The organism is Algoriphagus yeomjeoni (assembly GCF_003259505.1).
GTDB classification, from domain to species: domain Bacteria; phylum Bacteroidota; class Bacteroidia; order Cytophagales; family Cyclobacteriaceae; genus Algoriphagus; species Algoriphagus yeomjeoni.
In genome coordinates this window covers 127,610-153,905 of the sequence record NZ_QLLK01000009.1, presented here as the reverse complement: position 1 = coordinate 153,905, position 26,296 = coordinate 127,610, and the positions used below count along the sequence as shown (strand labels likewise).

Sequence of the window (26,296 nt, the reverse complement as noted above, 5' to 3'; positions counted from 1 at the left end):
AACCCTGTTCCATACATATGAAACAGGGTCAAAGTAAATATATCTTTCAAATTTTTATCCCTTTTGAGAAACTGCATAATCCTCCACAGCCTGCCATACTCTGAATATATTTTTATAACAAATCTTTTCAATTTCCTCCCGAGAGTAACCACGCTTTAAAAGTTCCGCAATCAGGTTTGGATACATAGAAACATCTTTCAATCCTGTAGGCAAAGAATCACCAACGCCATCGAAATCGGAACCCAAACCTACGTAGTCAATGCCCACTAAATCTTTCACATAATCTATGTGATCGGCAACTCTCTGCACTGTTGGGAATGGATTGTTAGCGGCTGTGTATTCAGAAATATACGCCTGAGCTGCGGAATCTCCTCTCGAAAGATTATTTTCTGCTAGGTAGTTAATGAGATGCTCACGTACCGCTGAACTTCCCGCAGCATAGGCAGAATCAATAAAAGTACCACCGAAATTAATCATCATCACTCCACCATTTTTGGCCATAGCCTGAATCAACTCATCACTCATGTTCCGCTCAAAACCAGGAGTAAAAGCCCTCACAGATGAGTGCGAGGCGATGGTAGGAACTTTGGTAATCGCCAATGCATCCTTAAAAGTATCATCTGAAACGTGTGACAAATCAACCATAATACCCACTCGGTTCATTTCAGCCACTACCTTCTCGCCATATTCGCTCAAGCCATTATATAGTCTTACTGTATCATAGCTGCTGTCTCCAATCAGATTGGCTTTCCCGTGAGTTAGTGTGATGTACCGAATACCTCGTCCGTGAAAATATTCCACGTTTGAGATATTATCCTCTAGTGCAGATCCATTTTCCATTCCCATTGGAAGAGAGACTTTGCCTACGGCAAAATTAGCTTCAATATCGGCGGGGCTATATGCCATGGCAAATTGATCTGGAAAAGTCTCAGCCAAACGTTCTGTCATTAGAATGAGAGAATCTGCCAAAGCCTTGGAAGAACCTGGCGTCTGCTGAAGTCCAGCAGGGATATAAATAGACATAAAAGGCGCATCAAGACCGCCTTCTTTGGCTCTGGGAAAATCAAAGTTCCCATCAGGTGTACGGACCGACACATCCAAAATCTCGCGTTGCAGTGTAAATCCACCTACTTTCATTCGGTAGGGTAAATCCACATGGCCGTCTACCATGATAGTTTCATGTGCAATTTGTGTTGCTATCTCAAGGCGCTCTTCATCAGATAGAGCTGTGTAATCGACTGCAGTTTCTTCTTCCTTTGGGGCACATGCAATTGCCATGGTTACCAATAAGACAAGGCTTAAATATTTTCTCATAAGTTGGTGGGTTAGATTAATCCGTAAGATAAGTGGTTTTTCTAATTGAAATCCCATTAATCCATCAATGGCGTTTTGAACCATATTATTATCGATTCTAAAGTTTATAAAAACCAATAACCACTAGAATCAATGGGAAATATGTAAATTCCAACACAAAACCACCCAACATGAAACAATTCATCTATTTTGCCCTAATACTATTTGCAAGCTGGGCCTGTACTTCTCCAAATAATTCTCAAATCGAAATCGAAATTGATGAATCTCTACAAACAGAGCTAAGAGATGGGCGAGTGCTCTTGATTTTTTCTACAGATAGCACTTCAGAACCTCGATTCGGAATCAATGATAATGTGGGTACAAATCAGGTTTTTGGGATGGATTTTGAAAATTATGAAGCTTCGAAAGCAATCGTTTTCGACATTGAAAGTTTTGGATATCCAGTAGAAAGCATTGGGGAAATGGAAGATGGCACCTATTATGTCCAAGCTTTTATCCAAAAGCACGACACCTTCGAAAGAGCTGACGGACACACCGTAAAACTTCCCATGGATCAAGGAGAAGGTAGGCAGTGGGCGCGGGCTCCAAAAAACATTTACAGCAATCCAGTTAAAGTGGACTGGAAAAAAGGGCAAATGCTAAGCTTGACGATTGAAAATATTATCCCAGAAGTCACTCAGCCCGAAGACACAAAATACATCAAGCATATTCAATTCAAATCAGAAAAACTTTCAGAATTCTGGGGAAGAGACATGTTCCTTGGCGCAAACATTTTGCTTCCAGAAGGCTATGATGAAAACCCAAATCAGTATTACCCCTTGATGATTTTCCACGGGCATTTTCCTTCGGATTTCTCAGGTTTTAGAACAATCCCACCCGACCCAGACCTATCTGAAGATGATTACAGTGCACGGTTTGGAATTTATGGCTACGAAAAAATTCAGCAGCAAGAAGCCTATGATTTCTATCAAAAATGGACTTCGCCAGACTTCCAGCGCTTCATTATTATCGAGATCCAACATGCAAATCCTTATTATGACGATAGCTATGCTGTTAATTCCGCAAACTTAGGGCCCTATGGTGATGCCATTACTTATGAATTGATTCCCCATATTGAGGAAAAATTCCGAGGTATAGGCGAAGGGTGGTCACGCTTTCTCTATGGAGGATCTACCGGTGGATGGGAAGCTTTAGCGGTACAGGTTTTTTATCCTGATGAATACAATGGCTGTTTCGCAGCATGCCCTGATCCTATAGATTTCAGAGCTTATACGTCAATCAATCTCTATGAAGATCAGAATGCCTATTATCAGGAAGGCGAATTCCGGAAGACCCTTCGCCCTGGTCATAGGGACTATTTAGGCCATATTTCTGCTACTGTGCAGGATATGAATCATAAAGAACTGGCTATAGGGGGCAACAAAAGTAGGTCCGGAGATCAGTTCGATATTTGGCAAGCTGTTTATTCGCCTGTGGGCACAGATGGTTATCCAAAACCAATTTGGGATAAATATTCAGGAGAAATCGACTCAGAAGTTGCTTCCTATTGGAAAGAGAATTACGACCTTCGCCATATCATGGAGCGGGATTGGGATACTTTAGGACCAAAACTTGAGGGAAAAGTAAATATATACTGTGGGGACATGGATAATTATTACCTAAACAATGCAGTTTATTTGACAGAAGAATTTTTGGAACAAACCCAAAATCCATATTATGATGGCACAGTCGCATACGGTGACCGCGCCGAGCATTGCTGGAACGGAGATCCTACTCTGCCAAACTATATCTCCAGACTAAGGTATAATACACTCTATCTGGAAGAAATAGGGGAACGTCTAAAAGAAACAGCCCCAGCAGGATTTAATCAATACAACTGGACACTAACTAAAAACTAACTAATATGAAATCATCTGCACTAAAGCTTGGTCTTCTCGGACTTTCAAGCGCATTCTTATTTGCAAATTGTTCCTCTCCAAAAACAGAAGAAACGACTGAGGAGGTAGTCGTTGAGGAAGTAAAAACACCAACACTTACTAAGATTTGGGAGACAGATTCGACTTTGACAACTAATGAATCTGTACTATTCGACGCTGCTTCTGGCAAAATCTATGTATCTAATATAGAAGGGCAGCCTACTGATAAAGATGGAAAAGGTTCTATTTCCATCATCGATAAAGAAGGAAACATAGTCACTCAGGAGTGGGTCACTGGATTGAATGCACCAAAAGGTATGGGCATTGCAAACGGAAACCTTTACGTAACTGACATTGATCAATTGGTCGAAATCAACTTAGAATCAGGAAAAATCTCCAAGAAATACCCTATTGAAGGTGGACAGTTTCTCAACGATTTGGCTACTTATGATGGCAAAGTATATTTCACAGATATGAATACTGGCAAAGTACACATGCTCGATGGCGGGACAATTTCTACCGTAACTGAAGGTCATGAGTCTATCAATGGTATTGCTATTGGAGAAGATGGGGCATTATATGGTTTGGATAAATCCGGACTAGTTGCGCTCAACTCAGACGGATCCGACATGATTATGAATAGCACTGTCACAGGTGGTGATGGATTGGTGATTTTGGGAGATGGCAATTATGTAGCTTCTCGCTGGGCAGGAGAAATTTACTTTGTAAACGCAGAAGGAGAGACATTGCTATTAGACACTAAAGATGTTTCGTCCAATACTGCAGATATAGGGTTTATTCCAGAAGACAACATTGTTTTGGTCCCTACATTCTTCAAAAACAAAGTTGTAGCCTATAAATTGGATTATTAATCCTCCCTTACTAATCTTAGAAAAAAGCCTTCCTTTGGAGGCTTTTTTTAGTTAAGTGAACGGGAAGGCCTGATTTTTCCTTATATTAATGAACATGCCTCCTAAAGAATCTCACCCTTTTTGGAGCACCTAAAAGCAAAACATGCACTATTTTATGAATAATATCATGTTTTGTATAGTTAAACCTCTGTAAGTTGACCACTTATAGAATGACAAATCATTGATAGGTACTTTCTATCAGAAATTTGTTCAAATGTGAGTAAATTTGTCCTAATTCAAAACCATACCGAGTTAGCCATAATTCGGACTTAAATTTATCCATGATGAAATCAGGAGAAATAGATTACGAACTAGAAAAAAACATAGAGGTTATCTCTCAGCTGGATGGTCTTGTTGGCGAAGCCGTAGATAATATCCTAGTTGATCCAGACAAATGCTGGCAACCATCAGATTTCCTACCCGACTTTGGAGATCCGGATATTCATGATCAAATAAAACTCCTTCAGCAACGATCTGAAGGTATTCCAGATACAGTTTTTACTTCCCTTGTTGGCAATCTGATAACTGAAGAAGCACTTCCAAGTTATCAGACTTATTTCAATCTCTTAGAAGGAATCAATCCTGAAAGAAGTTTGCTTTCTCCTTCTGGCTGGGTGAGATGGTCTAAATCCTGGACAGCTGAAGAAAACCGTCATGGTGATCTTCTTAATAAATACCTCTACATGACTGGAAGGGTAGATATGAAAGCTATGGAACAAACTATTCATAGATTACTGATGAATGGTTTTGATGCGAATACTGGAGGCGATCCTTATCAAGCCATAGTTTACACCTCATTTCAGGAAAGAGCAACGAAAGTCTCTCACGTAAATACCGGGAAACTGGCAGATATCGCTGGAGACCCAGTTTTAGGAAGAATATGTAAGCAAATTGCTGGAGATGAAGCGAGACATGAGAAAGCCTATAAAAGCTTTATGTCAGCCATTTTTGATATTGATCCTAATGGAGCAATTCTCGCTTTTGAAAAATTAATGAGAAAGCAAATCGTAATGCCTGCAGTGCTGATGGGAGAAGGTGGCTCAAACCCTTCACTTTTCGCTGAATTCTCAGCGATCACTCAGAAAGTAGGAATTTATACCGGATGGGATTATGCCAGAATTATTGAGCATTTGGTGAGCCTTTGGAAAATCGAAAGTCTAACGGGCCTAAACGATGTAGCTTCAAAAGCTCAGGATTACCTAGTCAAACTCTCAGATAGATACATGAGGTTGGCTGATAGAATGAAGGCCCCAGAAGAAGTTAAACTGGCTTGGTTGAAATAGTCATGAACAATATTCAAAAAATCCTTTCCACATCGGAAGGGATTTTTTGATTAAGGACAGTTTAAGCTAACTTATAAGACTGATATAAATCTGGACGTGATTTAATAATTATGAAATACATATTTTGCCTGCTTCTTTTATCCTTTTCAGTTTCTTGCTTGAAAGCTCAGGGAACTCACTCAATTCTAGTAAACCAAAATCGCCTTTCTGGTCTGATCAAAGAACTGTCAACGTATGGAAAAAATGAAGCCGGCGGATCTGATCGAGTTGCCTACAGCCCCCATGATATTGCAGCCCGTAAATTTTTAATTCAAAAGTTAGAAAAGCTTGGATTGGACGTATCGGTGGATTTTTCCGGTAATATCATCGCAAAAAAGGCTGGAAGCAATCCTAGATTGAAGCCCATTATTTTCGGATCTCATATCGATGAAGTTCCAAACGGTGGCGATTACGATGGCCCAGTTGGCTCTATGGGTGCCATTGAAGTCATGGAGACATTACTAGAAAACAATATCACCACACTGCATCCGTTAGAACTCATTCTTTTCACCAACGAAGAAGGCGGAGTCGTTGGTAGTCGGGCTATCGCTGGACAACTTTCTCCAGAAGCTTTACTAACAAAAAGTAGTAGTGGTTTGACCCAATCTGAAGGAATCAGAGCAGTAGGAGGAAATCCAGATCGTATCATGGAAGTAAAAAGAGAAAAAGGTGACATCGCTGCGTTTCTAGAACTTCACATCGAGCAGGGTGGGAATCTTGAGAAAAATCAAAAACAAATCGGAGTAGTAGAAGGGATCGTCGCCATAGAATGGTGGCAATTCACGTTTAAAGGAATGGCAAACCACGCTGGAACTACTCCAATGAATATGCGAAAAGACCCGATGCTTCCTGCTGCCAAATTTATTTTGGCAGTGAATGAAACGGTTAAAACCTACGAAGGAGCTCAGGTAGGAACCGTAGGGAAAATAGAAGCTTTCCCAGGCGCAGGAAATGTAATCCCGGGAGAAGTAACTTTAAATTTGGAGTTGAGAGACCTTTCTTCTGAGAAAATCTGGAAAATCTATACAGAACTTGAGAGCAAAGCGAAAGTATTTGCTGAAGAAAGTGGTACTGATCTCAAGATTGTTCATCAAGAAGTGGCTAGCAAGCCAGCATTAGCTAATCCAGCTATCCAAAAAGCAATTGAAAGTTCTGCCTCTTCTCTTGGTTTGAGCACCATGTACTTACCAAGTGGTGCAGGACACGATGCACAGGAAATGGCCAGACTAGGTCCTATTGGGATGATTTTTATCCCAAGTAAAGATGGAATTAGCCATTCCCCACAAGAATATTCTTCGCCAGAGGACATTGCAAATGGAGCGAATGTCTTGCTTCAGACCCTTCTTAGAATTGACAAAGAATTAGACTAATATCGCACCCAGTTAGCGGCCAACAAACCACATTTAGCAACTCCATGGACAATACGCAAGTAGAAAACATATCATTATCCTACCTACAACCTTCTGATTACGCAGACCTCAAATCGGCGATGATCGAAGCATACAGAAGTATGCCTGGTTCGTATTGGAAAGAAAGTCAAATTGAAAGTTTAATCACCAAGTTTCCTGAAGGGCAGGTGGTAATTCGAATTAATGATAAGCTAGCCGGCTGTGCACTATCGATCATTGTGAGCGATTCCGATCTGGAAGGTGAGCATACTTATAAAGACATCACGACCAACTTCACTTTTGATAATCATAACAATGGTGGAGATATGCTATATGGTATTGACGTCTTCATCAAACCAGAGTTTCGAGGCTTGAGGCTTGGCAGAAGATTGTATGATTACCGAAAAGAGCTTTGTGAAAAACTGAATCTAAAAGGGATAGTATTTGGTGGTAGAATCCCTAATTACCACAAGTATGCGGATCAAATGGGGCCAAAGGAATATCTGGAAAAAGTAAAACTTAAGGAGATCTACGATCCTGTATTGAATTTTCAGTTGGCGAACGACTTCCATCCAGCGCGGATCATGAAGAACTACTTGGAAGGAGATGCTGCATCAAGTGAGTTTGCTGTCTTGTTGGAATGGAATAATATTTTCTACGAAAAGCCAAATAAAAAAGCCTCCACAAACAAGACTATCGTGCGCCTGGGTCTGATTCAATGGCAGATGCGCTTGTATGAAAATCTCGACGAACTGATGCAACAGGCTGAATATTTCATCGATGCTGTGTCAGGATATCGTTCGGACTTTGCACTTTTCCCGGAGCTTTTCAATGCTCCGTTAATGGCAGAATTCAATCACCTGAGCGAAGCACAGGCTGTTCGTGGATTAGCAAAATATACAGATGAGATTGTCAAGCGTTTTGCGCAGCTGTCTGTCTCTTACAATATCAATATCATCACCGGCTCCATGCCTAAGATCAAGAATGATAAGCTGTATAATGTAGGCTATCTCTGCAAACGGGATGGTTCGGTTGAAATGTATGAGAAGCTGCATATTTCCCCACTTGAAGCGAAAGTCTGGGGAATGCAAGGAGGAACTCAACTGAAAGCTTTTGACACAGACTGCGGTAAAATTGGCATTCTGATTTGTTACGATGCTGAATTTCCAGAATTGAGCAGAATTCTTGCTGATGAAGGAATGGATATTCTTTTCATTCCATTCTTGACAGATACCCAAAATGGCTACTCTAGAGTTCGCAACTGTGCAATGGCAAGAGCTATAGAAAATGAGTGCTATGTAGCCATGGCCGGAAGTGTAGGGAATTTGCCAAAAGTTCATAACATGGATATGCAATACGCCCAGTCCATGGTCATCACTCCTTGTGATTTTGCATTTCCAAGCAATGGCATCAAAGCTGAAGCTACACCTAATAGTGAAATGACTCTGATTGCGGATGTTGATCTATCCTTGTTGAGGGAGTTAGAGCAATTTGGAAGCGTGAGAAATCGCAAGGATCGTCGAACAGACTTGTTCGAGCTCAGACTCAAGGATATTTCAAAATAAATTGGATTTATGTAAACCAAATTCACTTGAAAACCATTACATGTATATACATCAATTGAGTCAATCATGAGAGAAATTAAAAAAATACATAAAGCGGAATACAGGCCTATTGCGGATTTGGTGACTTATAGTCCTATGCCTACTCGGCAGCTCCAGCAACTGGACCCTTTCATTTTCCTAAACCATCACGGTTTCCAAACCTATCCTGCCCATAATCAAGGATTGCCTTTTGGTCCGCATCCACATAGAGGTATGGAAACAGTCACCTTCATTACCGCAGGAGATATTATGCACTTGGATTCATCTGGTCATGAATCGGTCATTGGTCCAGGAGGAGTTCAGTACATGACTGCTGGGAGTGGCTTGATTCACTCGGAGGTGAGTAGTTCAGATTTTAAGAAAAACGGAGGAGATTTAGAAATCCTTCAGCTTTGGTTAAATCTCCCGGCAGATAAAAAAATGATGAAGCCGAGCTATGTTGGCTTGCAGGAAAATGAAATTCCGAGTTTTACCATGGATAATGGCAAAATAAAAGTCCAGCAGCTTTTCGGAGAATGGGATGGAAATGGCGGCGCTTTTAAAGGCAATTTTCCAATTACGATGAGTACGATTTACTTAGAAAAAGGCGGGAAATTCGAGAAGGCAATTTCTGCTGAAGAGAATATTTTCTTTTACATCGTACGAGGTGTGCTCATGGTAAATGGCGAGGAAATCAATTTCAGAAACTTGGTAGAATTTGAAAATCAGGAAGGATCAATCTCAGTAGAAGCTACCGAGGATGCTATTCTGATTCTAGGTCATGCAGCACCTTTCAATGAACCAATGGTCGCACAAGGTCCATTTGTGATGAACACCCAACAACAAATCCAAGAAGCCTATCAAGACTACCAAGCAGGGAAGTTTGGTACTTGGACCCACTAATTAACTATCTATAATATCCTGGGAGATAAGTCGGTAGATTTCAGCGATAGATTCGTTGTAATTCAAAAACCGATGATGATCTTCCAGGGTTTCATAATCTTCCCGAATTGCTGGGCCTGTTTGGGCAGCCTTTGCTCCTAATTGAAGACTTTTGGAAATTGTCTCAATAATCAGTGGCTTCAGCATCTCGAAGTCCAATCCTTGCCTGTGCATCACTTCCTCAGCAATTCTAATCATGTGATTGGAGAAATTACTCGCGAATACCGCAGCAATATGCATGGCTTTTCGATCTTTTGATCGTACAGTATAGATCAGTGGAGACAGACTTTTTGCTAATTTTTTGAGCTTTTGTAATGTCTCTTCATCATCAGATTCTAGCAAAAAAGGCACCTCATCAAATTCGATTTTTCTTCCTTTGGTGAAAGATTGCAAAGGATAAAATATACCTGTGTAGCTGGCTGAGCTATAATTCAACATATCCAACCCTACGGATCCTGAAGTATGTACAAGAATAGAATCCTCTGGCAAAATAATCTGGTCTGCTACTCCCATTATAGCAGAATCTTTAACTGCCAAAATAAAGATCTCAGCCTCACTTGCCGAGAAATCTAGCTCATCTTTAGCTTCTCCTGCATAGACCCGACCTGTAATAGTCTCTGCACTTTTCATGGTGCGCGCATAGACTTCTGTGATGATGTGACCTGCGTCTTCTAAAGCTGGCGCCAAATGCCAAGCGACATTTCCAGCACCAATTAGGGCAATTTTAAACTTCATACGCTAATTAAACCAAAAATTCGACCAAAGAAAAAGCCATTCGAATCTCTCCAAATGGCTCATTTTAATTCTATATTTTCAAACTTAAATATGCAGCGCTCTATTATCAGTAGCGGCCAAACAAGCTTCTTTGAAAGCCTCTGTATAAGTCGGGTGAGCATGAGACATTCTAGCGATATCCTCAGCAGATGCTCTGTATTCCATCGCTACCACCGCCTCAGCAATCATATCAGCCGTTCTTGGACCGATCATGTGAACACCTAGGATCTCGTCAGTCTCAGCATCTGCCAAGACTTTTACCAGACCATCGGTATCCATGGAAGCTCTCGCACGGCCAGAAGCCATAAAAGGGAATTTCCCAGTTTTGTATTTGATACCCTTTTCCTTCAATTGCTCTTCGGTATATCCTACAGCAGCCACTTCCGGCCAAGTGTATACTACACCAGGAATCAGGTTGTAATTGATATGTGGCTTCTGTCCCAAGATCGTTTCTGCCACAAATACTCCTTCTTCCTCAGCTTTGTGTGCAAGCATTGCGCCTTTCACCACATCACCGATTGCATAGATATTTGGCACATTAGTCTGCAAATGATCATTTACTTCTACTTGACCTCTGTCCGTGATTTTCACACCTGCTGCTTCCGCATTCAAGCCATCCGTATAAGGTCTTCTGCCAATAGAAACTAAGACATAATCACCTTTCACCTCTACTGTTTCACCTTTTGAATTCTCTGCTTTTACAGTAACTTCTTTGCCTTTGCTTTCTACAGCTGTTACTTTATGCTTTAGGAAAAACTCAAAACCGATTTTCTTCAAAGACTTCTGAAGTTCTTTACCCATTGTACGATCCATGGTAGGAATCAGTGAATCCATGTACTCGATCACGGATACTTTCGAGCCCATTCTACCGTATACAGATCCAAGTTCCAAGCCAATAACACCACCACCAATGACTACTAGGTGCTTTGGAATTTCTTTCAAATTCAATGTTTCGGTAGAAGTGATGACTCTGTCTTTATCGATTTTAATAAAAGGCAAAGTAGATGGCTTTGATCCAGTTGCAATAATGATATTCTTGCCCTGAATATCAGATGCGGTTCCATCGTCTTTAGTCACCTTCACGGTAGTTTTATCTACGAAAGAGCCAACTCCTTGATGAACATCGATCTTATTCTTTTTCATCAGATAGTTAATACCATCTGTATTCTGCTTTACCACATCTTCCTTACGTGCGATCATTTGCTTCAAATCAACTTTCAAATTACTCAACTTTATTCCATGAGTTTCGAAAGAATGAGCAGCATTATGGTAGTGCTCAGAGGAATCCAACAAAGCTTTGGATGGGATACAACCTACGTTCAAGCAAGTCCCTCCTAGCGTTGGGTATTTTTCAACAATGGCTGTTTTCAGTCCAAGTTGCGCACAGCGAATCGCTGCAACATATCCACCTGGACCAGAACCTATAACTATTACGTCGTACATTTTTTTTTAGATTTTAGAGTCTAGAACCAAGAGCCAAGACTGTTTAAAATGAGGGCTGCAGTTCCTCAGCCCATCGTAAATCGTAAATCAGAAATCGTAAATCCTTATACTCCAAACAACAATCTTGTTGGATCTTCAAGCAATTCTTTTACCCGAACAAGGAAGCTTACTGACTCACGTCCATCGATGATTCTATGATCATACGAAAGTGCCAAGTACATCATTGGAAGTATGACAACTTCACCATTCACTGCCATTGGACGCTGCACTATGTTGTGCATACCCAAAATAGCGGACTGAGGTGCATTAATGATAGGAGTAGACATCATGGACCCGAAAATTCCTCCGTTAGTCAACGTGAAGGTACCACCAGTCATTTCCTCTATTGAGAGTTTATTGTCTCTTGCTTTTCCTGCAAGTCTCACCACTTCTTTTTCTATCTGATCAAAGCTAAGTGTTTCAGCATTTCTGATTACAGGAACCACAAGTCCTTTTGGAGCAGAAACGGCTATAGAAATATCACAATAGTCGTTGAAGACCATCTCATTTCCGTCAATCTTAGCATTTACTGCAGGCCATTCTTGTAGGGCTACGCAAACAGCTTTGGTAAAGAAAGACATAAATCCAAGTCCTACCCCATGCTTTTCTTTGAATTGCTCTTTGAATTTGGATCTCAAATCCATGATTGGCTTCATGTTCACCTCATTGAAGGTGGTTAACATGGCCGTCTCATTTTTCACAGATACCAAACGCTTAGCAACCGTTTTTCTCAAAGAAGACATTTTCTCTCTACGCTCGTTCCTTTCTCCGGCAGTTGGAGCAGGCGCAGAAGCTTCAGCTGATTTATTATCAGCTTTTGCAGGAGCAGGAGCTGATTTTTGAGCAGATTGAGCATCTTCTTTGGTAATTCTACCATCTTTTCCAGTTCCTTTTACAGACTCAGGAGAAACTCCTTTTTCTGCCAAGATCTTGGAAGCAGCTGGCGATGCATGTCCTGTGGCATAGTTTGTATTTCCTGAGTCAGCGGATGCTGATGCAGGAGTTGAAGAAGAATCTGAAGATGATGCAGCACCTGGCTCGCCTTCCGTCACTTCGATTTTACAGATCATTCCGCCAATCTCAAGCACATCACCTTCTTGCGCTACATGGCGCAAAATTCCCGATGCCTCAGCTGGCAATTCAAAAGTCGCTTTATCAGAGTCCACCTCAGCGATGATTTCATCCAACTTCACATAATCTCCGTCTGCTTTGATCCAGTTTGCTAAGGTAACTTCCGTGATAGACTCACCTACAGTAGGCACAACCATATCTTTCACTTCTCCTGTTGACTTTGCTCCAGAAGATTTTTCCTCAGTCTTAGGTGCTGATTCAGCCTTAGGTTCGTCTTTGGTTGGCTCAGACTTTCCTGGAACTCCAGTTTCGTCGATTTCACAGATCACAGCTCCGATTTCCAGCACATCACCTTCTTGGGCTTTGATTTTAAGCACGCCCGCAGCTTCTGCCGGCAATTCAAAAGTAGCTTTATCAGATTCCAGTTCACATAGGACTTCGTCCATCTGAACTTCCTCCCCGTCTTTTTTAAACCATTGGCCAATAGTGACTTCCGTGATGGACTCTCCTACCGCTGGGACTTTAATTTCTTTGCTCATAAGTTTTTCTTTTTTTCTCTTTTGTAGTCAAAAAGAGAGGAACAAAATGATACGATTATTTTGGATGTCTTTATAAAAAGAGCTGTGATTATTTCAATTTAAGTGCTTGAGCAATAATGTTTTTCTGCTCTTCTACGTGTACTTTATTGTATCCTGTTGCAGGTGAAGCACTGGCTTTTCTGGCGATCACCTCCATTGGAATTTCCTTATAAAGTAATCTTAAGATATAATTCCAATACCCCATGTTTGAAGGTTCTTCCTGAACCCACACGACTTCAGCTTTTGGATAGCCAGAAAGAACATCTTGCATTTGTTTCTTTGGAAGTGGGTGGAGTTGCTCGATTCTCACGATAGCTACATCTTTCACTTTCTCTTTCTCGCGAGCTTCTTCCAAATCATAGTAAATCTTGCCGGAGCAAAGCACAACCCGCTTCACATCTTTGGCATTTACAGTAGTATCTGGAAGCACTTCTCTAAATGTACCTTCGGTAAATTCGGAAAGTGGTGAAACCACTTTAGGATGTCTAAGCAATGACTTTGGTGACATCACGATACAAGGCTTTCTGAATTCCCACGCCAACTGTCTTCTCAACAAGTGGAAGAAGTTGGAAGGCTCAGTTACGTTTGCCACCACGGTATTGTATTCAGCTGCTAGCTGAAGGAATCTCTCAGGACGCGCATTGGAGTGCTCTGGTCCCTGACCTTCGTAGCCGTGAGGAAGTAGCATCACCAAGCCATTCATTTTCTGCCATTTTGATTCACCAGAAGTGATAAACTGGTCAATCATAGTCTGAGCGCCGTTGGCAAAATCACCAAATTGTGCTTCCCAGATCGTCAAAGAATTTGGGTTTGCCATGGCATAGCCATATTCAAAACCTAATACTGCATACTCAGAAAGTAGAGAATTGTAGATGTAGAATTCACCTTTTCTATCCTTCATTTCCTTTAGGGAATTGTAGGCTTTATTCGTATTGGCATCATGAAGTACAGCGTGACGATGCGAGAAGGTACCTCTTTGCACATCTTGTCCAGTCAGTCGAACTGTCTTTCCTTCCAAAGTCAAGGAACCGTAAGCCAGTAATTCTGCTGCTGCCCAGTTCAATGATTTAGACTGGAAGAACATGTCTTTACGCTGCTTCAACTGCGCTTCAATCTGTTTTAGCGGTTTAAATCCTTTTGGAATTACTGTCAGCGCTTCAGCTACTTTTTCTATTTGCTCCTGAGTTACCCCAGTTTGTGGAGATTGATCAAAATCTTCTGGCTTGGACCTTCTCAAGGTACTCCATTCATTTTCAAAGCGAGTTGCCTGATAAGGAAGTGGCTTTTCCTTCACCAAATTTAATCGATCTTGAAGAAGCTGTCTAAACTCCTCATCCATTTGCGAAGCTAATTTTGCCTCCACATCACCACGTTCTGCTAGACGCTTCACGTAGATTTCTCTAGGATTTGGGTGCTTAGAGATAATGTTATATAGTTCTGGTTGAGTGAATTTTGGCTCGTCAGATTCGTTGTGTCCATGACGTCTGTAGCAGACCATATCGACAAAAATATCTCGGCTGAACTTCTGTCTGAATTCTGCAGCAAGTTTTGCGGCAAACACCACTGACTCAGCATTATCACCATTCACGTGGATTACTGGTGCATCAATGATTTTAGCTACATCTGTACAATAGATGGAGGATCTGGCATCATCAAAATCAGTCGTAAAACCTACCTGGTTGTTAATTACAAAGTGAATTGTCCCTCCTGTATTATATCCTTTCAGGTCTGCCATCTGAGTAACCTCATAAACGATCCCCTGTCCGGCAACGGCTGCGTCTCCATGAATTAAAATTGGAAGAGCCTTGGTCTTATCTCCTTTATACTCAGAGTCAATTTTCGCTCTCAAAAATCCTTCTACCACTGGATCTACCGCTTCAAGATGTGATGGGTTTGGAGCAAGCTTCAAGTGGACTTTATTTTCATTTGGAGTCACTATGTCACTTGAATAGCCCATGTGATACTTCACATCACCATCACCCATAGTTAAATCCGGCTTTGCAGTTCCTTCAAATTCAGAGAAAATCTGCTCATAGGTTTTGCCCATTATGTTAGCCAAAACATTCAGACGGCCACGGTGAGCCATACCGATCATTACTTCTTTTACTCCTAACTGAGACGAGGTATTTATAACGGCATCCAAGAATGGGATTGTGCTTTCTCCACCTTCCAGTGAAAATCGCTTTTGTCCAAGGTATTTGGTATGTAAAAAGTTTTCGAAAACTACCGCTTGGTTAAGCTTCGAAAGAATTCTCTTTTTCTCTTCATGAGTTGGGTTAAATGCTAAAGCATCTTTTTCCACCTTAGTTTTAAACCAATCCAGCATCTCCGGATCACGAATGTATAAGTATTCAAAGCCTACTGAACCTTCGTAAATGGATTTCAGAGAATCTAAAATTTTGGAAAATTTCGCAGTACCAATTCCAATTTCGTTTCCAGCTTGGAATTCAGTATTCATATCTTCTTGACCCAAACCGAAGTCCTGCGGATCAATCAACGCTTTTCTATCACGTCGCTCTCTTACTGGGTTGGTCTTTGATCTCAAGTGAGCTCTAGAGCGATAAGCGTGTATCAACGCTCTTACCTTGATTTCTTTAGGCAGCTGCTCCATGTCCATGATGGTACCTGGTGTCGCAAGTGCGCCATTTTTTGCTGGAGCAGCAGCTTTTCCATTCGACGAAGGAGGATTGTCTTCGTCACTGTAGTTTGTCAGCGCAAAGTCAAAGCCATCAAAAAACTCTTTCCAGCTTGGGTCGATTGATTCTGGGTCACTCTTGTAAGAAGAGTAAAGCTCATCGATATAAGACACGTGAGCATTAGCGATATAAGAAAACTTATCCATTGTTAATTATTCAAGAAGAGTTCAAAGCTAAGGCCTTAAATCTATAATAAAAAATTGCTTATTTGCCTTTCCGAATATGTAGATTGCTCTTACAGTTTTATTTGGCATATAACAGCGAAACCGTAGATTTTAGAAGTAATACTCCCAATTTCTTTATTAAAAGAAGTTGATCAACTCAACTTGGATGGAAAAACCTTCAATGTTGGACGCAGACAAATTCATGAAATTATTTCCCAACAAAAACCAAAGGATCGGTTTTAAATTGTTTCCAATCTTCCAAAAGTGCTTTATGGAGATTCGTTACCTGATCAGTTTGGTATTCTAAAGGTAGTTTTTGTATGTACTTGATCAGATTGTAACAAGTAGTAAACTGTCCACATGCAATAAGGTTATCTTGACGATGTACTTTTAAGTCTTCACTATCCCACCAAAGCGTGGTTGGCATCTGAGAAGCGATAAGAGCTGACTCTTTAATTCTTCTGGAAATAGTGATATCATCCGCCTTTTCCTTTTGCTTTTCATCACTGATAGTATTTTGCTTCCCATTCAATTGGTACACTGTGGAAGTTATTCGGCGATTAGCAAACTTCGGGGAGGTGTACAGCAAGTCAAAATTCAACCTCCTTATTTGTCTCAGGAATATTTCATTAATCATCAGTAAGGCAGAAGTCCACCTATTAATTATCATTTTCTTTACCTGGTTCACTTCTAAATCAGCAAATCTTTCTACATCATCCACCAGAGCAGAAGGCAAGACATTTTTAATCGTACCCTGAACCTCCTTTTTAGCTTTTTTCACTAAATAATCACCTAAAAAACCCAAGCCGGTCAATAAGCCAAATACTCCAATCAAGCCACTTGAAATACCATAAAGCAAAATCCAGGTTTTCTCAAAAAACACATCTATAAAACTTGATATGATCAAGCCAAAGACGCCGATTAGCAGACCAATCCAATAAGCAGGCTTTAACTGAAGGTATTTTAACCAGCCTGCAATAAAAGATGAAAGCGATTCTTTTCCTTTAGTTGAATTCAACCCTTCAAAAGGAGTCCAAGGAGGCATAACGAAACCATCTACATCATTCACGATAAGTAGATCTAAAGGGAAGCCATCCCGAGAACTTTTATCAAAATTCACCATACTGCCAATTCCCTGATTATCCACAATTCCTCCATCCATAACGCCTACTCCCTTAGCAAATTTGGGGACAGTGATTAAGTCAATATATTCTTGACTTTCATGATTTTCTATATAGTCGTTAGGGAATATCATTGGGGAAAAACCAACAGGAAAACAGGAAGAGGATGCGATCGCATCGGCAATACGTATGTCTTTCAAAACCGCCTGAATCTGGTCACATTTCAATTCATAATTCCCAAATTTATTGACGTTTTGAAATCTAAAAGTTAACCCATAAGAGAACTCGGTGGCATTGAAACAGACATATTTTAGGTGACCTTTTATTTTCTCCGGCTTCAAATCCTCAAAGCTTTTAGCGACTAACTTCTCATAGTAAGTGAGCGCGAAGCCATTAATTACTGAACGACTCCGAGTGGTTGTCTTCCAAAATTCATCATCCATGAACTTTGCGGTCGCCTCATCTACCAACTTATCCTCTTTCAGGAAAGTATAAAGTTTTGAGTAAAAAGTATCAAAGGAATCACCATTTGCATTATTGGCTGCAAACAGCCCAGCTGTGATGGTCCCCCCACTTACCGAGCTTAGAGCAATTACGTTTTCAAGAAGAGGCTTACCTTCAAACTCTATTCTATTTAGGTAATCCATAACCCCTAAGCTAAATGCGGTTGCTCGATATCCACCGCCACTGAAACATACGCCGATTGATTTCAGAGGAGTTAAAGGTTGCGAAACATCATCTGATTGCGCCATAAAAGTGTAGTTATAAAAAGAGACTTAATTAAAAATTATATTTTAATATACCGATAAAGAGCGATATAAAATATAAACACTAATAAAAGCAGCACCTAAATAGACGCTGCTAAAATCAAATAACATTTTCACAAGTTTGAATTACAAAACCTCACTATAAAGCTCCGAGCTTACCGAAAGTCACTTCAAGCTACAATGAATACCTCAGCGTAAAAGCAACTTCATCTTCCCAAAACTTAGTAAAGTCAGTGAAATTATAGGCAGGCTTCCAATAGAGTCCGACGAAAAAATTACTCTTATTGATGTTGTATTCCACTCCAGTGATTGCATCGATTCCAAAAACATTGTAATCCTGATCAATCTTGTATACCCAAGGTGGCTCACCTTTTCCATCCTTCCAAACTCCGTAATGAGCCCCACCACCAAAATACCATTCTAAGCCTCGAAATTCACGAATATCCAAATGGTGTTCATATAAAGCAGCGGCTACCCAGCCTTTCCATCTCCTGTATACTAAAACATCCACTGCCCCATTGTATGAAATAAATTGTTTTACAGTTCCACCAATGTTAGTTCCGCCTACTACTCCAATCATCGTATTGTAATCCGCAATCTGTGCTCTGGATTCATCTACAGATGAAAAAAGCATAAAAACTGTGACAAAAAGGAGGAGTAGAGTAAATCGCATATACAGGACTATTAATTCAAGGTTAAAAAGTAATAATATTTTCTGGCGTAATGCAATAATCAAGTGGGATATCATGCAATTCAGCTGGAATACTTAGCTCCGGGGCAAAAAAACTCAAACCTACCTTAATTACAGAATGATCTAGGCTAGCTAAAAAAACATCATAAAATCCTTTCCCAAAGCCAATTCTATTTCCTTTTTGATCATAAGCGAGTAAAGGCACAAAAACCACTTGAATCAACTCATTCGAAGTTATCTCATACTCCTCAGGAATAGGAATCCCCCAACTATCCAACTGAAATTTTGTCTTAGCCCTCAATAGCAAAGTCTTCAATTCCAAAGATTCAGAATCAACTTTTGATGTATATATCTTTCCACCAATTTCTTCTAGGTAGTCCTTAATAGGATAAGTATTTATTTCTAGCTGCTTTGAGATAGGAAAAAATAAGTGAAAATACTTGATGCCTTTCCTTTCACTCAAAAAATCAATCACATTCTGAGAGATCTGAAGAGACTTATGTTCTCGTTCCTCAGCGGACATAGCTGCTCTCAATTTCTTGTAAAAAACCCTAAGTTGATGTTTATCACGACTCATCTGACAATACCATCATTCTAAAATCCAATGGGTCAAAACAATCCAACAGCTCAGTAATCAAATCTGGATTACCTAAATAAAACTGCATCATATTGACGACACGCTCCTGTGGACTTCCTCCAGGCTTTACAAGTTCCTGAATGCAACTGGCACGTTCTATTTGTGTATGCAATCTTCGCTCTTCAGCTTTACGAAGTTTTCGCGCCATTTGATCCAGGATCTTTAAAGCACGGACCTTTCCAGCTGCAAAAGCATTCTCAAGGCTTTTCTCCAAATGTGCAGCTTCTTTCCCCTTCAAATCAAACAGCGCAGCGATAACCTCCTTTTGCTTTGTGAGCTCTATATCCATGCTAGCCTCCGCTTTCACAAAAGTCTTTTTCCAATGCTCCACATCTACAAAAAGATCCTCAACACCCCAATTCAACTGCGCCATTTTCCGCTGCACCTTCGTATTTAGAAGTAGGGCAAAATTACGAGGCAATAAGACAGGGAAAGGAGTATTAAAGTGCTCAAAAACGCCCTTCAGTTGAAGCCAATAAACCACTTCAGCCGGGCCGCCTAAATAAGCTAAATTCGGCAAAATCATCTCTTGGTATAAAGGACGCAGCACCACATTCGGGCTAAATCGCTCAGGATGTTTGGCTACCAAATCCTTCATTTCCTGATCTGAGAATCGTAACTCAGTGTTCACCACACCAAAGCCTGAATCCATCTTTTCAATTCGCTCCCGAACACCTTTGTCTAAGTAGAAGAAATTCACCTCCCTGGGGAAAATCTGACTACTATACCCCAGTTCTTCCAACTTTTCTGTCGCCTCGGTAGCTCTCTCATAGGAAGTATGCTCAAACAAATCTGAAAGAATCACTTCTGAGAATTCTCGCTTCAAGTTCACATCGTCCCCATCTACAATCAGCAATCCTTCCTCCCCGAAAAGTGAATTCACATACTTGCGTACTGCCTCTGCTAGTGTCTCTGAAGAAGAATAAGCATCCACAAACACATCTGGGGCGAATGATACCGTTTTCAAAAACTCTTTAAAATCTTTACCTAATTCAAAATCACCGACAGCACCGGTTTGATCAGAATTCCACTGGTATTTCTTACCATCTAGTTTGAAGTAATTGATCTCATCAAAATCATGATCCTCCGTCGCCATCCAATACACTGGTACGAACCTATGCTTTGGATAGGTTTGTGCTAATTTCTTAGCAAGATTGATGGTAGATACAATTTTGTAGATGAAGTAAAGAGGTCCTGTGAATAAATTCAGCTGATGACCTGTGGTGACTGTAAAAGTTTGTGCCGAGGATAATGATTCTATATTCTTTGAAACTGCATAGCTCACTTCCTGGTTGGCATATTGAGTCTGCAGCGCCGCTACCAGTATTTTGCGATTTTCTTGAGAAAAAGTCTTCTGGTCAATTGCTTGCTTAAAACTCTCCAAAATGGGAGCATGAGTATAAAATGGTTGTAATTCTTTTTTCCCTCCGATGTAATCCAAAAAAAATTGTGAAAACTGTCCGGTCTCGTGAAGTTCTACGCAACGTTTTAACATAAGGGAGTTGAGCTGAGGGTTATATTGGAAAACTAACTTAGGCAATCATTCCAAAGTTCGTTTTTTTTTCTGAAAAATGAGGAATGCTTATACCAATGGGGCTTAAGCTGATTAAACATTAGAATTCCGTGGAAGGTTTATTTAAAATAAGCTTTCCTAATTAGCCAGAATTGCCAATTATCTTAGCTTTGCAAGCTACAATTATGCTACCCTACACAAGATTTTTCTTAGATAACGGCTTAGAAGTGATCGTCCATGAGGATCACGGCAGTAAAATCGCTGTTTTCAACCTGCTTTATAAAGTCGGATCCCGAAATGAAAAGCCAGGAAAAACTGGACTTGCCCACTTCTTCGAACATTTGATGTTTGGAAGTTCTGCGAATGTCCCTGTTTTCGACCGAGAATTAGAGCGTGTCGGAGGTGCTTGCAATGCATTCACTAGTCCAGACATTACTAATTACTATATCACGATCCCAGCGGCAAATTTAGAAACTGCCTTTTGGCTAGAATCTGACCGAATGCTGCAACTCACGCTGAGCGAGAAAACAATAGAAACCCAGCGGAAAGTAGTGATGGAAGAATACAAGCAACGCTATCTTAATCAACCTTATGGCGATGTATTTCACCACTTGCGCGGTCTCGCTTATGAAACACATCCGTATCGTTGGCCAACTATAGGTCAGAATTTAGAGGATATTATCAACTATACCCAAGAGGATGTTTGGGCCTTTTACCAAGCAAATTATCGGCCTGACAATGCTGTACTAGTCGTCGCTGGTGCAGTCACCCAGGCTGAGGTAGAGCGTTTGTCCAAAAAATGGTTTGAACCCATTCCTAATCTTTCTGAATCAAATCACCAAATCCCTGCCGAAGCACCTCAGCTCACTAAAAAGACCAAAACAGTGGAAGCAACAGTGCCCACAGATGCGCTATACAAGGCTTATAAAATGCCGGCAAAACTATCGCCGGGATACTTAGAAGCTGATTTAATAACTGACATCATTGGCTTTGGAAAGTCTTCCTTGCTTGAGCAAACCTTAGTGAAAAATGGGAAGTTGTTTGCGGCAGTTGGAGCTTATGTGTTAGGATCAGTAGATCCAGGACTGCTGATTTTCTCAGGGAAAATGGAATCAGGCGTTTCAGCTGAAGAAGCCGAAAAAGCATTGGACGATGTAGTTTCTAAATTCCTAACTTCAGAAATCTCAGATTACGCGCTGCAAAAAGTAAAGAATCAAGGTGAAGCTATGAAAACCTATGAATCTATTCAGGTATTAAACCGGGCTATGAATCTGGCAAATTATGCGCAGCTTGGAAACCCAGACCTTTATTACCAAGAATTCGAAAATAAATCCAAAATAAAAGGAGACGAAATCATGATGTGGGCAAACCGCCTTATTCGTGAAGAAAACTCCTCTGTCTTATATTATAAATCTGTGCCTGCATGAACAAATTCAGAATAGGTTTTGGCTATGATGTCCATCAACTCAAAGAAGGATATGACTTCTGGCTGGGAGGAATCAAATTAGAACATGAGAAAGGTGCTGTCGGACATTCCGATGCAGATGTTTTGATCCATGTGATTTGCGATGCCCTTCTCGGTGCTGCAAACTTACGTGACATAGGATATCATTTCTCTGATCAAGACCCCAAATTTAAAGGTATTGACAGCAAAATTTTACTTTCAGAGGTGATGCTTCTGATCCGGGAAGCTGGCTTCGAAGTAGGTAATTTAGATACGACGATTTGCTTGCAACTCCCTAAGGTCAACCCACATATACCAACTATGAAAACATGTCTGGCTGAGGTGATGAATATCTCTGAAAACGACATTTCCATCAAAGCTACTACAACCGAAAAACTAGGTTTTGTTGGTAGGCAAGAGGGAGTCTCGGCATATTGCACAGCTTTAATTTATTCGGTATGAGCGACAACTTAAAAATCATCACTACTGAAGACGGTTCCCATTCTCTTTACAACGAAGAGCTAAAAGAAACCTATCATAGCTTTCACGGCGCTTTCAAAGAATCCATTCATGTTTTCATGCTTTATGGACTAGATTCATGGGTAATAAATAACCCTAAGAAAAAACCACTGAGGATTTTTGAGGTTGGTTTTGGGACAGGCTTGAATGCTTGGTTAACGCTCGTTTGGGCAGAGCAAAATCAGATTCCAGTCCTATATCATAGTATTGAACCCTTTCCATTAACCGAGGATATTTATTCCCAGCTCAATTACGGTGATATGGACGATGCCATATTTCACTATAAGCCATATTTGCAGCGATTGCATAAAGCGGACTGGGACAAAGGCATCATCATGTCTGAGTATTTCAACATGAAAAAGGAGAAAACTACACTGGAAGATGTAATTCTTTATCCAACTGACGTAGTATTTTACGATGCTTTTGCGCCAAGCAAACAGCCTGAAATGTGGTCAAAGGAAGCTCTAAGTAAGGTTTGTGAGACCCTGAACCCAGGTGGAATATTCACCACTTATTGTGCAACTGGACAGCTAAGGAGAGATTTGAAAGATCTCGGACTTGAGGTAGAAAATCTGCCTGGCCCTCCGGGCAAAAAAGAAATGACCCGAGGCTGGAAACGATAAAAACAACAAGTTTAAAGCTGTTTAGAAAACGAGTAGCAAATCCCTATAAATTATCCATTGGTAATGCAAATCATTGAAAAGGATATCGTCATTACTAAATAGATGCAATCACAAAATTAAATTGAAGGGGCTTCAATTCGTTCTAGATAAATTGGCATTCTCTTTCCTTTATATTCGAACCAAAGTGAATTTTTTACTCCCTGATTCGTTACTACTAAGTCCTTTAATATCTGAAGAAAAATGATCCTAATAGTACTTCTTACTTTTCTAAATGCATTTACACCCCAATTCACTGAGGCAGGTAAAGCCAAGTTGGAAAAAATGGTACAAGAGCGTGATGCACTGACCCAACAATGGAAGGCATCTGAAAGTAAAAAGTCCGGAATCTTTGGTAATCGGACCAAAAAGGACATGATCGAAACCAATGAATGGCTGGAGCGCATTATTGCAAAGGACAACCTGATTATGGATGAACTACGAATGATTGGGGATATCGAAACCACCGTTGCCACTCAGACCGGGGAAGACTACAAAGCCATTGCATTCAAGCAAGAAAAGGACGTCCAAGCGCTAAAAAGAGCAGTTGCAGAAAGAGACAAACAACTCGAAGAAAAGCTTTCCGAAAAAAGAACTTTCGAATGGATCAGTCTGATTTTATTTCTGATTACGTTGGGGCTTGGATTTGTGGTGTACAAAAAAGTCATCAAGGCATAAAACCAAAAAAGCTCCTTATTTGGAGCTTTTTTTGGTTTTATAGGTTTCTTAAAAAGTTACGCTTTCAATCTCGCAATCGGAGTTCTTCCACCTTTAGTTTTCTCTTCTAATCCTACCAATATCTCAGCATCTAATGGAAGGTAGACATCCACTCTGGATCCGAATTTGATAAAGCCAAATTCACCACCTGAGGCCAATTCGGAACCTAGCTTCACATACCATTTGATTCGTCGTGCCAAGGCACCTGCTACCTGTCTTACCATAAGTTTTGTTCCATTCTCATGAGTCACGACCATGGAAGTACGCTCATTTTCCGTACTTGACTTTGGATGCCAAGCTACCAAGTATTTACCTGGGTGATATTGAAAAAACTCAACTATTCCTTTGATCGGAGATCTAGTAACATGCACGTTGATCGGAGACATGAAAATCGAAATCTGTCTGCGGTTTTCTTTGAGATATTCATCTTCGAAAGTCTCCTCGATTACCACGACTTTACCATCCACAGGGGCATATACCAAACTTTCGTCAGTAGGTAATTTGAAAATCGGACTTCTGAAAAACTGTAGGATAATCAGATACAACACAATGCTTCCTAATACAGCAATATTAGAAAGTACTCTGGCATCTGGCATAAAGTAGATGATAAGATAATTTCCAGCCACTAAGACAATTAGCAACCAAAACAACAAAACTTTTCCTTCTCTGTGTATAGTCATAATTTTCAAAACTAAAAGGCGTGGAGATATCCCCACGCCTCAAAGATAAAATATTCTTTCGATAGAACAGGCTTAGAAGCCTCCTCGGAATGTATATGTCTTCGCTACTTTATCGATAGCGACGATATACGCTGCAATTCTCATCGGCACATCGTACTTCTGAGACGCCTGATAGACCATTTCAAAGGAATCCTTCATGATCCGGTCAGAGCGTCTGTTTACACGGTCAGCAGTCCATTTGTAGCCCAATCTGTTTTGTACCCACTCGAAGTAAGAAACAGTAACACCACCGGCATTTGCTAGGATATCTGGTACAGCCATGATGCCTTTTTCATTGATGATGGCATCTGCTTTTGCTGAAGTCGGACCATTTGCACCTTCTACGATGAGTTTAGCCTTAATATCGTTTACGTTGTGAATAGTGATCACATCTTCTACAGCTGCAGGCACTAGCACATCAACTTCCAAGGTGAGCAAATCGCCTGCATCTAGCATTTTCTCGCCACCTGCGAAGCCTTCCAAATTATTGTTATTCCCATCCCGGTAGGCGATAGCCTCCAGAATATTGATCCCATTCTCATTGTAAAAAGCACCGGTATGATCTGAGATTGCTACGATTTTCAAACCTCTTTCTTCCAACAGTCTAGCCGCCCAAGAGCCCACATTTCCAAAGCCTTGTACTGCACAGGTAGCTTGGAAAGGGTTGATTTTCAGTTTTTGCATGGCTGCCAAAGCGGTTACCATCACACCTCGACCTGTCGCTTCTGTCCTGCCGAGAGAGCCACCCAACACAAGGGGCTTACCTGTTACAACCGAACTTACCGTCATACCCTTTGCTTTGGAATACTCATCCATCAGCCAAGCCATCTCTCGAGGACCAGTTCCCATATCCGGAGCAGGAATATCCTTATCCGGACCGAAAACATCGATCATTGCCATGGTATAAGCTCTGACAAGACGCTCGATTTCACCCTTAGACATTTCCCTTGGATTACATCTTACGCCGCCTTTACCTCCACCGTATGGAATGTCCACTACTGCACATTTCCAAGTCATCCAAGCCGCTAATGCACGCACCTCATCGATGTGTACATCTGGCGCAAAGCGAATACCGCCTTTTGCTGGGCCAAGAATGTTGGAGTGAATTACTCGGATCCCCTCGAAGACCTGAATCTTACCATTGTCCATGGTGATAGGTAGGGATACGATTACTTGTTTGGCTGGATTTTTCAGGACATTGTACACCTCTTCGGAGAGGCCTAGCTTTTCAGCTGCAATGTTGAATCTTTCCATCATTGACTCCAGAGGATTTTCTTTATCCTTAATCGGAGCCGGTTCAATGTAAGCCATATTCGGGTTTGATTTAGTTATTCAAATGCGGTGTAATATTAAGCAGATTTTCAATCA

Annotated in this window: 21 protein-coding genes; 10 read left to right on the top strand and 11 right to left on the bottom strand. The window is 40.8% G+C overall.

Features of this window, described 5'->3' with window-relative positions:
- Positions 1-54: 54 nt before the first annotated feature.
- Positions 55-1,314, bottom strand: a complete 1,260-nt coding sequence (locus LV83_RS15680; protein WP_170124576.1) for a dipeptidase — start codon at positions 1,312-1,314, stop codon at positions 55-57.
- A gap of 170 nt (positions 1,315-1,484) precedes the next feature.
- On the opposite strand from LV83_RS15680, the gene LV83_RS15675 reads away from it, so the two are divergent.
- The 6 genes from LV83_RS15675 to LV83_RS15650 all read left to right on the top strand — a co-directional run bounded on the left by LV83_RS15675 (position 1,485) and on the right by LV83_RS15650 (position 9,337).
- Positions 1,485-3,212 (top strand): alpha/beta hydrolase-fold protein, encoded by a 1,728-nt coding sequence (locus LV83_RS15675; protein WP_111612497.1) that lies wholly within the window; start codon positions 1,485-1,487, stop codon positions 3,210-3,212.
- Positions 3,213-3,217: 5 nt separating this feature from the next.
- Entirely contained in the window at positions 3,218-4,102 is an 885-nt protein-coding gene (locus LV83_RS15670; RefSeq protein ID WP_111612496.1) for an SMP-30/gluconolactonase/LRE family protein, read from the top strand.
- Positions 4,103-4,422: 320 nt separating this feature from the next.
- On the top strand, positions 4,423-5,424 hold the full coding sequence (locus tag LV83_RS15665; RefSeq protein WP_111612495.1) for an acyl-ACP desaturase: 1,002 nt from the start codon (positions 4,423-4,425) through the stop codon (positions 5,422-5,424).
- Between the two features lie 110 nt (positions 5,425-5,534).
- Entirely contained in the window at positions 5,535-6,833 is a 1,299-nt protein-coding gene (locus LV83_RS15660) for a M20 family metallo-hydrolase (protein WP_111612494.1), read from the top strand.
- Positions 6,834-6,877: 44 nt separating this feature from the next.
- On the top strand, positions 6,878-8,416 hold the full coding sequence (locus tag LV83_RS15655) for a carbon-nitrogen hydrolase family protein (protein WP_111612493.1): 1,539 nt from the start codon (positions 6,878-6,880) through the stop codon (positions 8,414-8,416).
- Positions 8,417-8,482: 66 nt separating this feature from the next.
- Positions 8,483-9,337: a pirin family protein gene (locus LV83_RS15650; RefSeq protein ID WP_111612492.1), complete on the top strand. Its 855-nt coding sequence runs from the start codon at positions 8,483-8,485 to the stop codon at positions 9,335-9,337.
- On the opposite strand, the gene LV83_RS15645 is transcribed toward LV83_RS15650, so the two are convergent.
- The 8 genes from LV83_RS15645 to bshC form a co-directional block, all read right to left on the bottom strand.
- Positions 9,338-10,111 carry a Rossmann-like and DUF2520 domain-containing protein gene (locus LV83_RS15645; RefSeq protein ID WP_111612491.1) on the bottom strand — a complete coding sequence of 258 codons (774 nt, stop codon included), beginning with the start codon at positions 10,109-10,111 and terminating at the stop codon, positions 9,338-9,340.
- 84 nt (positions 10,112-10,195) lie between these two features.
- A complete protein-coding gene (gene lpdA / locus LV83_RS15640) occupies positions 10,196-11,593 on the bottom strand; it encodes a dihydrolipoyl dehydrogenase (protein WP_111612490.1) in 1,398 nt (465 codons plus the stop codon).
- A 104-nt stretch (positions 11,594-11,697) separates the two neighbouring features.
- On the bottom strand, positions 11,698-13,242 hold the full coding sequence (gene odhB, locus LV83_RS15635) for a 2-oxoglutarate dehydrogenase complex dihydrolipoyllysine-residue succinyltransferase (protein WP_111612489.1): 1,545 nt from the start codon (positions 13,240-13,242) through the stop codon (positions 11,698-11,700).
- An 88-nt stretch (positions 13,243-13,330) separates the two neighbouring features.
- Positions 13,331-16,123 carry a 2-oxoglutarate dehydrogenase E1 component gene (locus tag LV83_RS15630; RefSeq protein WP_111612488.1) on the bottom strand — a complete coding sequence of 931 codons (2,793 nt, stop codon included), beginning with the start codon at positions 16,121-16,123 and terminating at the stop codon, positions 13,331-13,333.
- Positions 16,124-16,349: 226 nt separating this feature from the next.
- Positions 16,350-18,014: a patatin-like phospholipase family protein gene (locus LV83_RS15625; RefSeq protein ID WP_111612487.1), complete on the bottom strand. Its 1,665-nt coding sequence runs from the start codon at positions 18,012-18,014 to the stop codon at positions 16,350-16,352.
- 190 nt (positions 18,015-18,204) lie between these two features.
- On the bottom strand, positions 18,205-18,702 hold the full coding sequence (locus LV83_RS15620) for a hypothetical protein (RefSeq protein ID WP_146613735.1): 498 nt from the start codon (positions 18,700-18,702) through the stop codon (positions 18,205-18,207).
- A gap of 22 nt (positions 18,703-18,724) precedes the next feature.
- Positions 18,725-19,297, bottom strand: coding sequence for a 5-formyltetrahydrofolate cyclo-ligase (locus tag LV83_RS15615; RefSeq protein WP_111612485.1), 573 nt, complete (start codon positions 19,295-19,297; stop codon positions 18,725-18,727).
- Positions 19,287-20,852 carry a bacillithiol biosynthesis cysteine-adding enzyme BshC gene (bshC, locus tag LV83_RS15610; protein WP_111612484.1) on the bottom strand — a complete coding sequence of 522 codons (1,566 nt, stop codon included), beginning with the start codon at positions 20,850-20,852 and terminating at the stop codon, positions 19,287-19,289. Before bshC ends, LV83_RS15615 begins: the two co-directional genes overlap by 11 nt.
- A gap of 203 nt (positions 20,853-21,055) precedes the next feature.
- Here bshC and LV83_RS15605 point away from each other — a divergent pair, with 203 nt between their 5' ends.
- From LV83_RS15605 to LV83_RS15590, 4 genes are all read left to right on the top strand, one after another.
- Positions 21,056-22,297 (top strand): M16 family metallopeptidase, encoded by a 1,242-nt coding sequence (locus LV83_RS15605; protein WP_111612483.1) that lies wholly within the window; start codon positions 21,056-21,058, stop codon positions 22,295-22,297.
- Positions 22,294-22,776, top strand: a complete 483-nt coding sequence (gene ispF / locus LV83_RS15600; protein WP_111612482.1) for a 2-C-methyl-D-erythritol 2,4-cyclodiphosphate synthase — start codon at positions 22,294-22,296, stop codon at positions 22,774-22,776. The genes LV83_RS15605 and ispF overlap by 4 nt, the downstream gene beginning before the upstream one ends.
- Positions 22,773-23,456, top strand: a complete 684-nt coding sequence (gene mnmD, locus LV83_RS15595; protein ID WP_111612481.1) for a tRNA (5-methylaminomethyl-2-thiouridine)(34)-methyltransferase MnmD — start codon at positions 22,773-22,775, stop codon at positions 23,454-23,456. Before ispF ends, mnmD begins: the two co-directional genes overlap by 4 nt.
- A 240-nt stretch (positions 23,457-23,696) precedes the next feature.
- Positions 23,697-24,170, top strand: a complete 474-nt coding sequence (locus LV83_RS15590; protein WP_111612480.1) for a Clp protease ClpB — start codon at positions 23,697-23,699, stop codon at positions 24,168-24,170.
- Positions 24,171-24,226: 56 nt separating this feature from the next.
- Here LV83_RS15590 and LV83_RS15585 read toward each other — a convergent pair whose 3' ends face one another.
- Positions 24,227-24,889 carry a phosphatidylserine decarboxylase family protein gene (locus LV83_RS15585; protein WP_111612479.1) on the bottom strand — a complete coding sequence of 221 codons (663 nt, stop codon included), beginning with the start codon at positions 24,887-24,889 and terminating at the stop codon, positions 24,227-24,229.
- A gap of 72 nt (positions 24,890-24,961) precedes the next feature.
- A complete protein-coding gene (locus LV83_RS15580; RefSeq protein WP_111612478.1) occupies positions 24,962-26,239 on the bottom strand; it encodes a Glu/Leu/Phe/Val family dehydrogenase in 1,278 nt (425 codons plus the stop codon).
- Between the last annotated feature and the right edge of the window lie 57 nt (positions 26,240-26,296).

What these genes read in the sequence shown, in the direction of transcription:
- LV83_RS15680 (WP_170124576.1), bottom strand. Translation starts at nt 1,314, where the DNA reads ATGAGAAAATATTTAAGCCTTGTCTTATTGGTAACCATGGCAATTGCA.
- LV83_RS15675 (WP_111612497.1), top strand. Translation starts at nt 1,485, where the DNA reads ATGAAACAATTCATCTATTTTGCCCTAATACTATTTGCAAGCTGGGCC.
- LV83_RS15670 (WP_111612496.1), top strand. Translation starts at nt 3,218, where the DNA reads ATGAAATCATCTGCACTAAAGCTTGGTCTTCTCGGACTTTCAAGCGCA.
- LV83_RS15665 (WP_111612495.1), top strand. Translation starts at nt 4,423, where the DNA reads ATGATGAAATCAGGAGAAATAGATTACGAACTAGAAAAAAACATAGAG.
- LV83_RS15660 (WP_111612494.1), top strand. Translation starts at nt 5,535, where the DNA reads ATGAAATACATATTTTGCCTGCTTCTTTTATCCTTTTCAGTTTCTTGC.
- LV83_RS15655 (WP_111612493.1), top strand. Translation starts at nt 6,878, where the DNA reads ATGGACAATACGCAAGTAGAAAACATATCATTATCCTACCTACAACCT.
- LV83_RS15650 (WP_111612492.1), top strand. Translation starts at nt 8,483, where the DNA reads ATGAGAGAAATTAAAAAAATACATAAAGCGGAATACAGGCCTATTGCG.
- LV83_RS15645 (WP_111612491.1), bottom strand. Translation starts at nt 10,111, where the DNA reads ATGAAGTTTAAAATTGCCCTAATTGGTGCTGGAAATGTCGCTTGGCAT.
- lpdA (WP_111612490.1), bottom strand. Translation starts at nt 11,593, where the DNA reads ATGTACGACGTAATAGTTATAGGTTCTGGTCCAGGTGGATATGTTGCA.
- odhB (WP_111612489.1), bottom strand. Translation starts at nt 13,242, where the DNA reads ATGAGCAAAGAAATTAAAGTCCCAGCGGTAGGAGAGTCCATCACGGAA.
- LV83_RS15630 (WP_111612488.1), bottom strand. Translation starts at nt 16,123, where the DNA reads ATGGATAAGTTTTCTTATATCGCTAATGCTCACGTGTCTTATATCGAT.
- LV83_RS15625 (WP_111612487.1), bottom strand. Translation starts at nt 18,014, where the DNA reads ATGGCGCAATCAGATGATGTTTCGCAACCTTTAACTCCTCTGAAATCA.
- LV83_RS15620 (WP_146613735.1), bottom strand. Translation starts at nt 18,702, where the DNA reads ATGCGATTTACTCTACTCCTCCTTTTTGTCACAGTTTTTATGCTTTTT.
- LV83_RS15615 (WP_111612485.1), bottom strand. Translation starts at nt 19,297, where the DNA reads ATGAGTCGTGATAAACATCAACTTAGGGTTTTTTACAAGAAATTGAGA.
- bshC (WP_111612484.1), bottom strand. Translation starts at nt 20,852, where the DNA reads ATGTTAAAACGTTGCGTAGAACTTCACGAGACCGGACAGTTTTCACAA.
- LV83_RS15605 (WP_111612483.1), top strand. Translation starts at nt 21,056, where the DNA reads ATGCTACCCTACACAAGATTTTTCTTAGATAACGGCTTAGAAGTGATC.
- ispF (WP_111612482.1), top strand. Translation starts at nt 22,294, where the DNA reads ATGAACAAATTCAGAATAGGTTTTGGCTATGATGTCCATCAACTCAAA.
- mnmD (WP_111612481.1), top strand. Translation starts at nt 22,773, where the DNA reads ATGAGCGACAACTTAAAAATCATCACTACTGAAGACGGTTCCCATTCT.
- LV83_RS15590 (WP_111612480.1), top strand. Translation starts at nt 23,697, where the DNA reads ATGATCCTAATAGTACTTCTTACTTTTCTAAATGCATTTACACCCCAA.
- LV83_RS15585 (WP_111612479.1), bottom strand. Translation starts at nt 24,889, where the DNA reads ATGACTATACACAGAGAAGGAAAAGTTTTGTTGTTTTGGTTGCTAATT.
- LV83_RS15580 (WP_111612478.1), bottom strand. Translation starts at nt 26,239, where the DNA reads ATGGCTTACATTGAACCGGCTCCGATTAAGGATAAAGAAAATCCTCTG.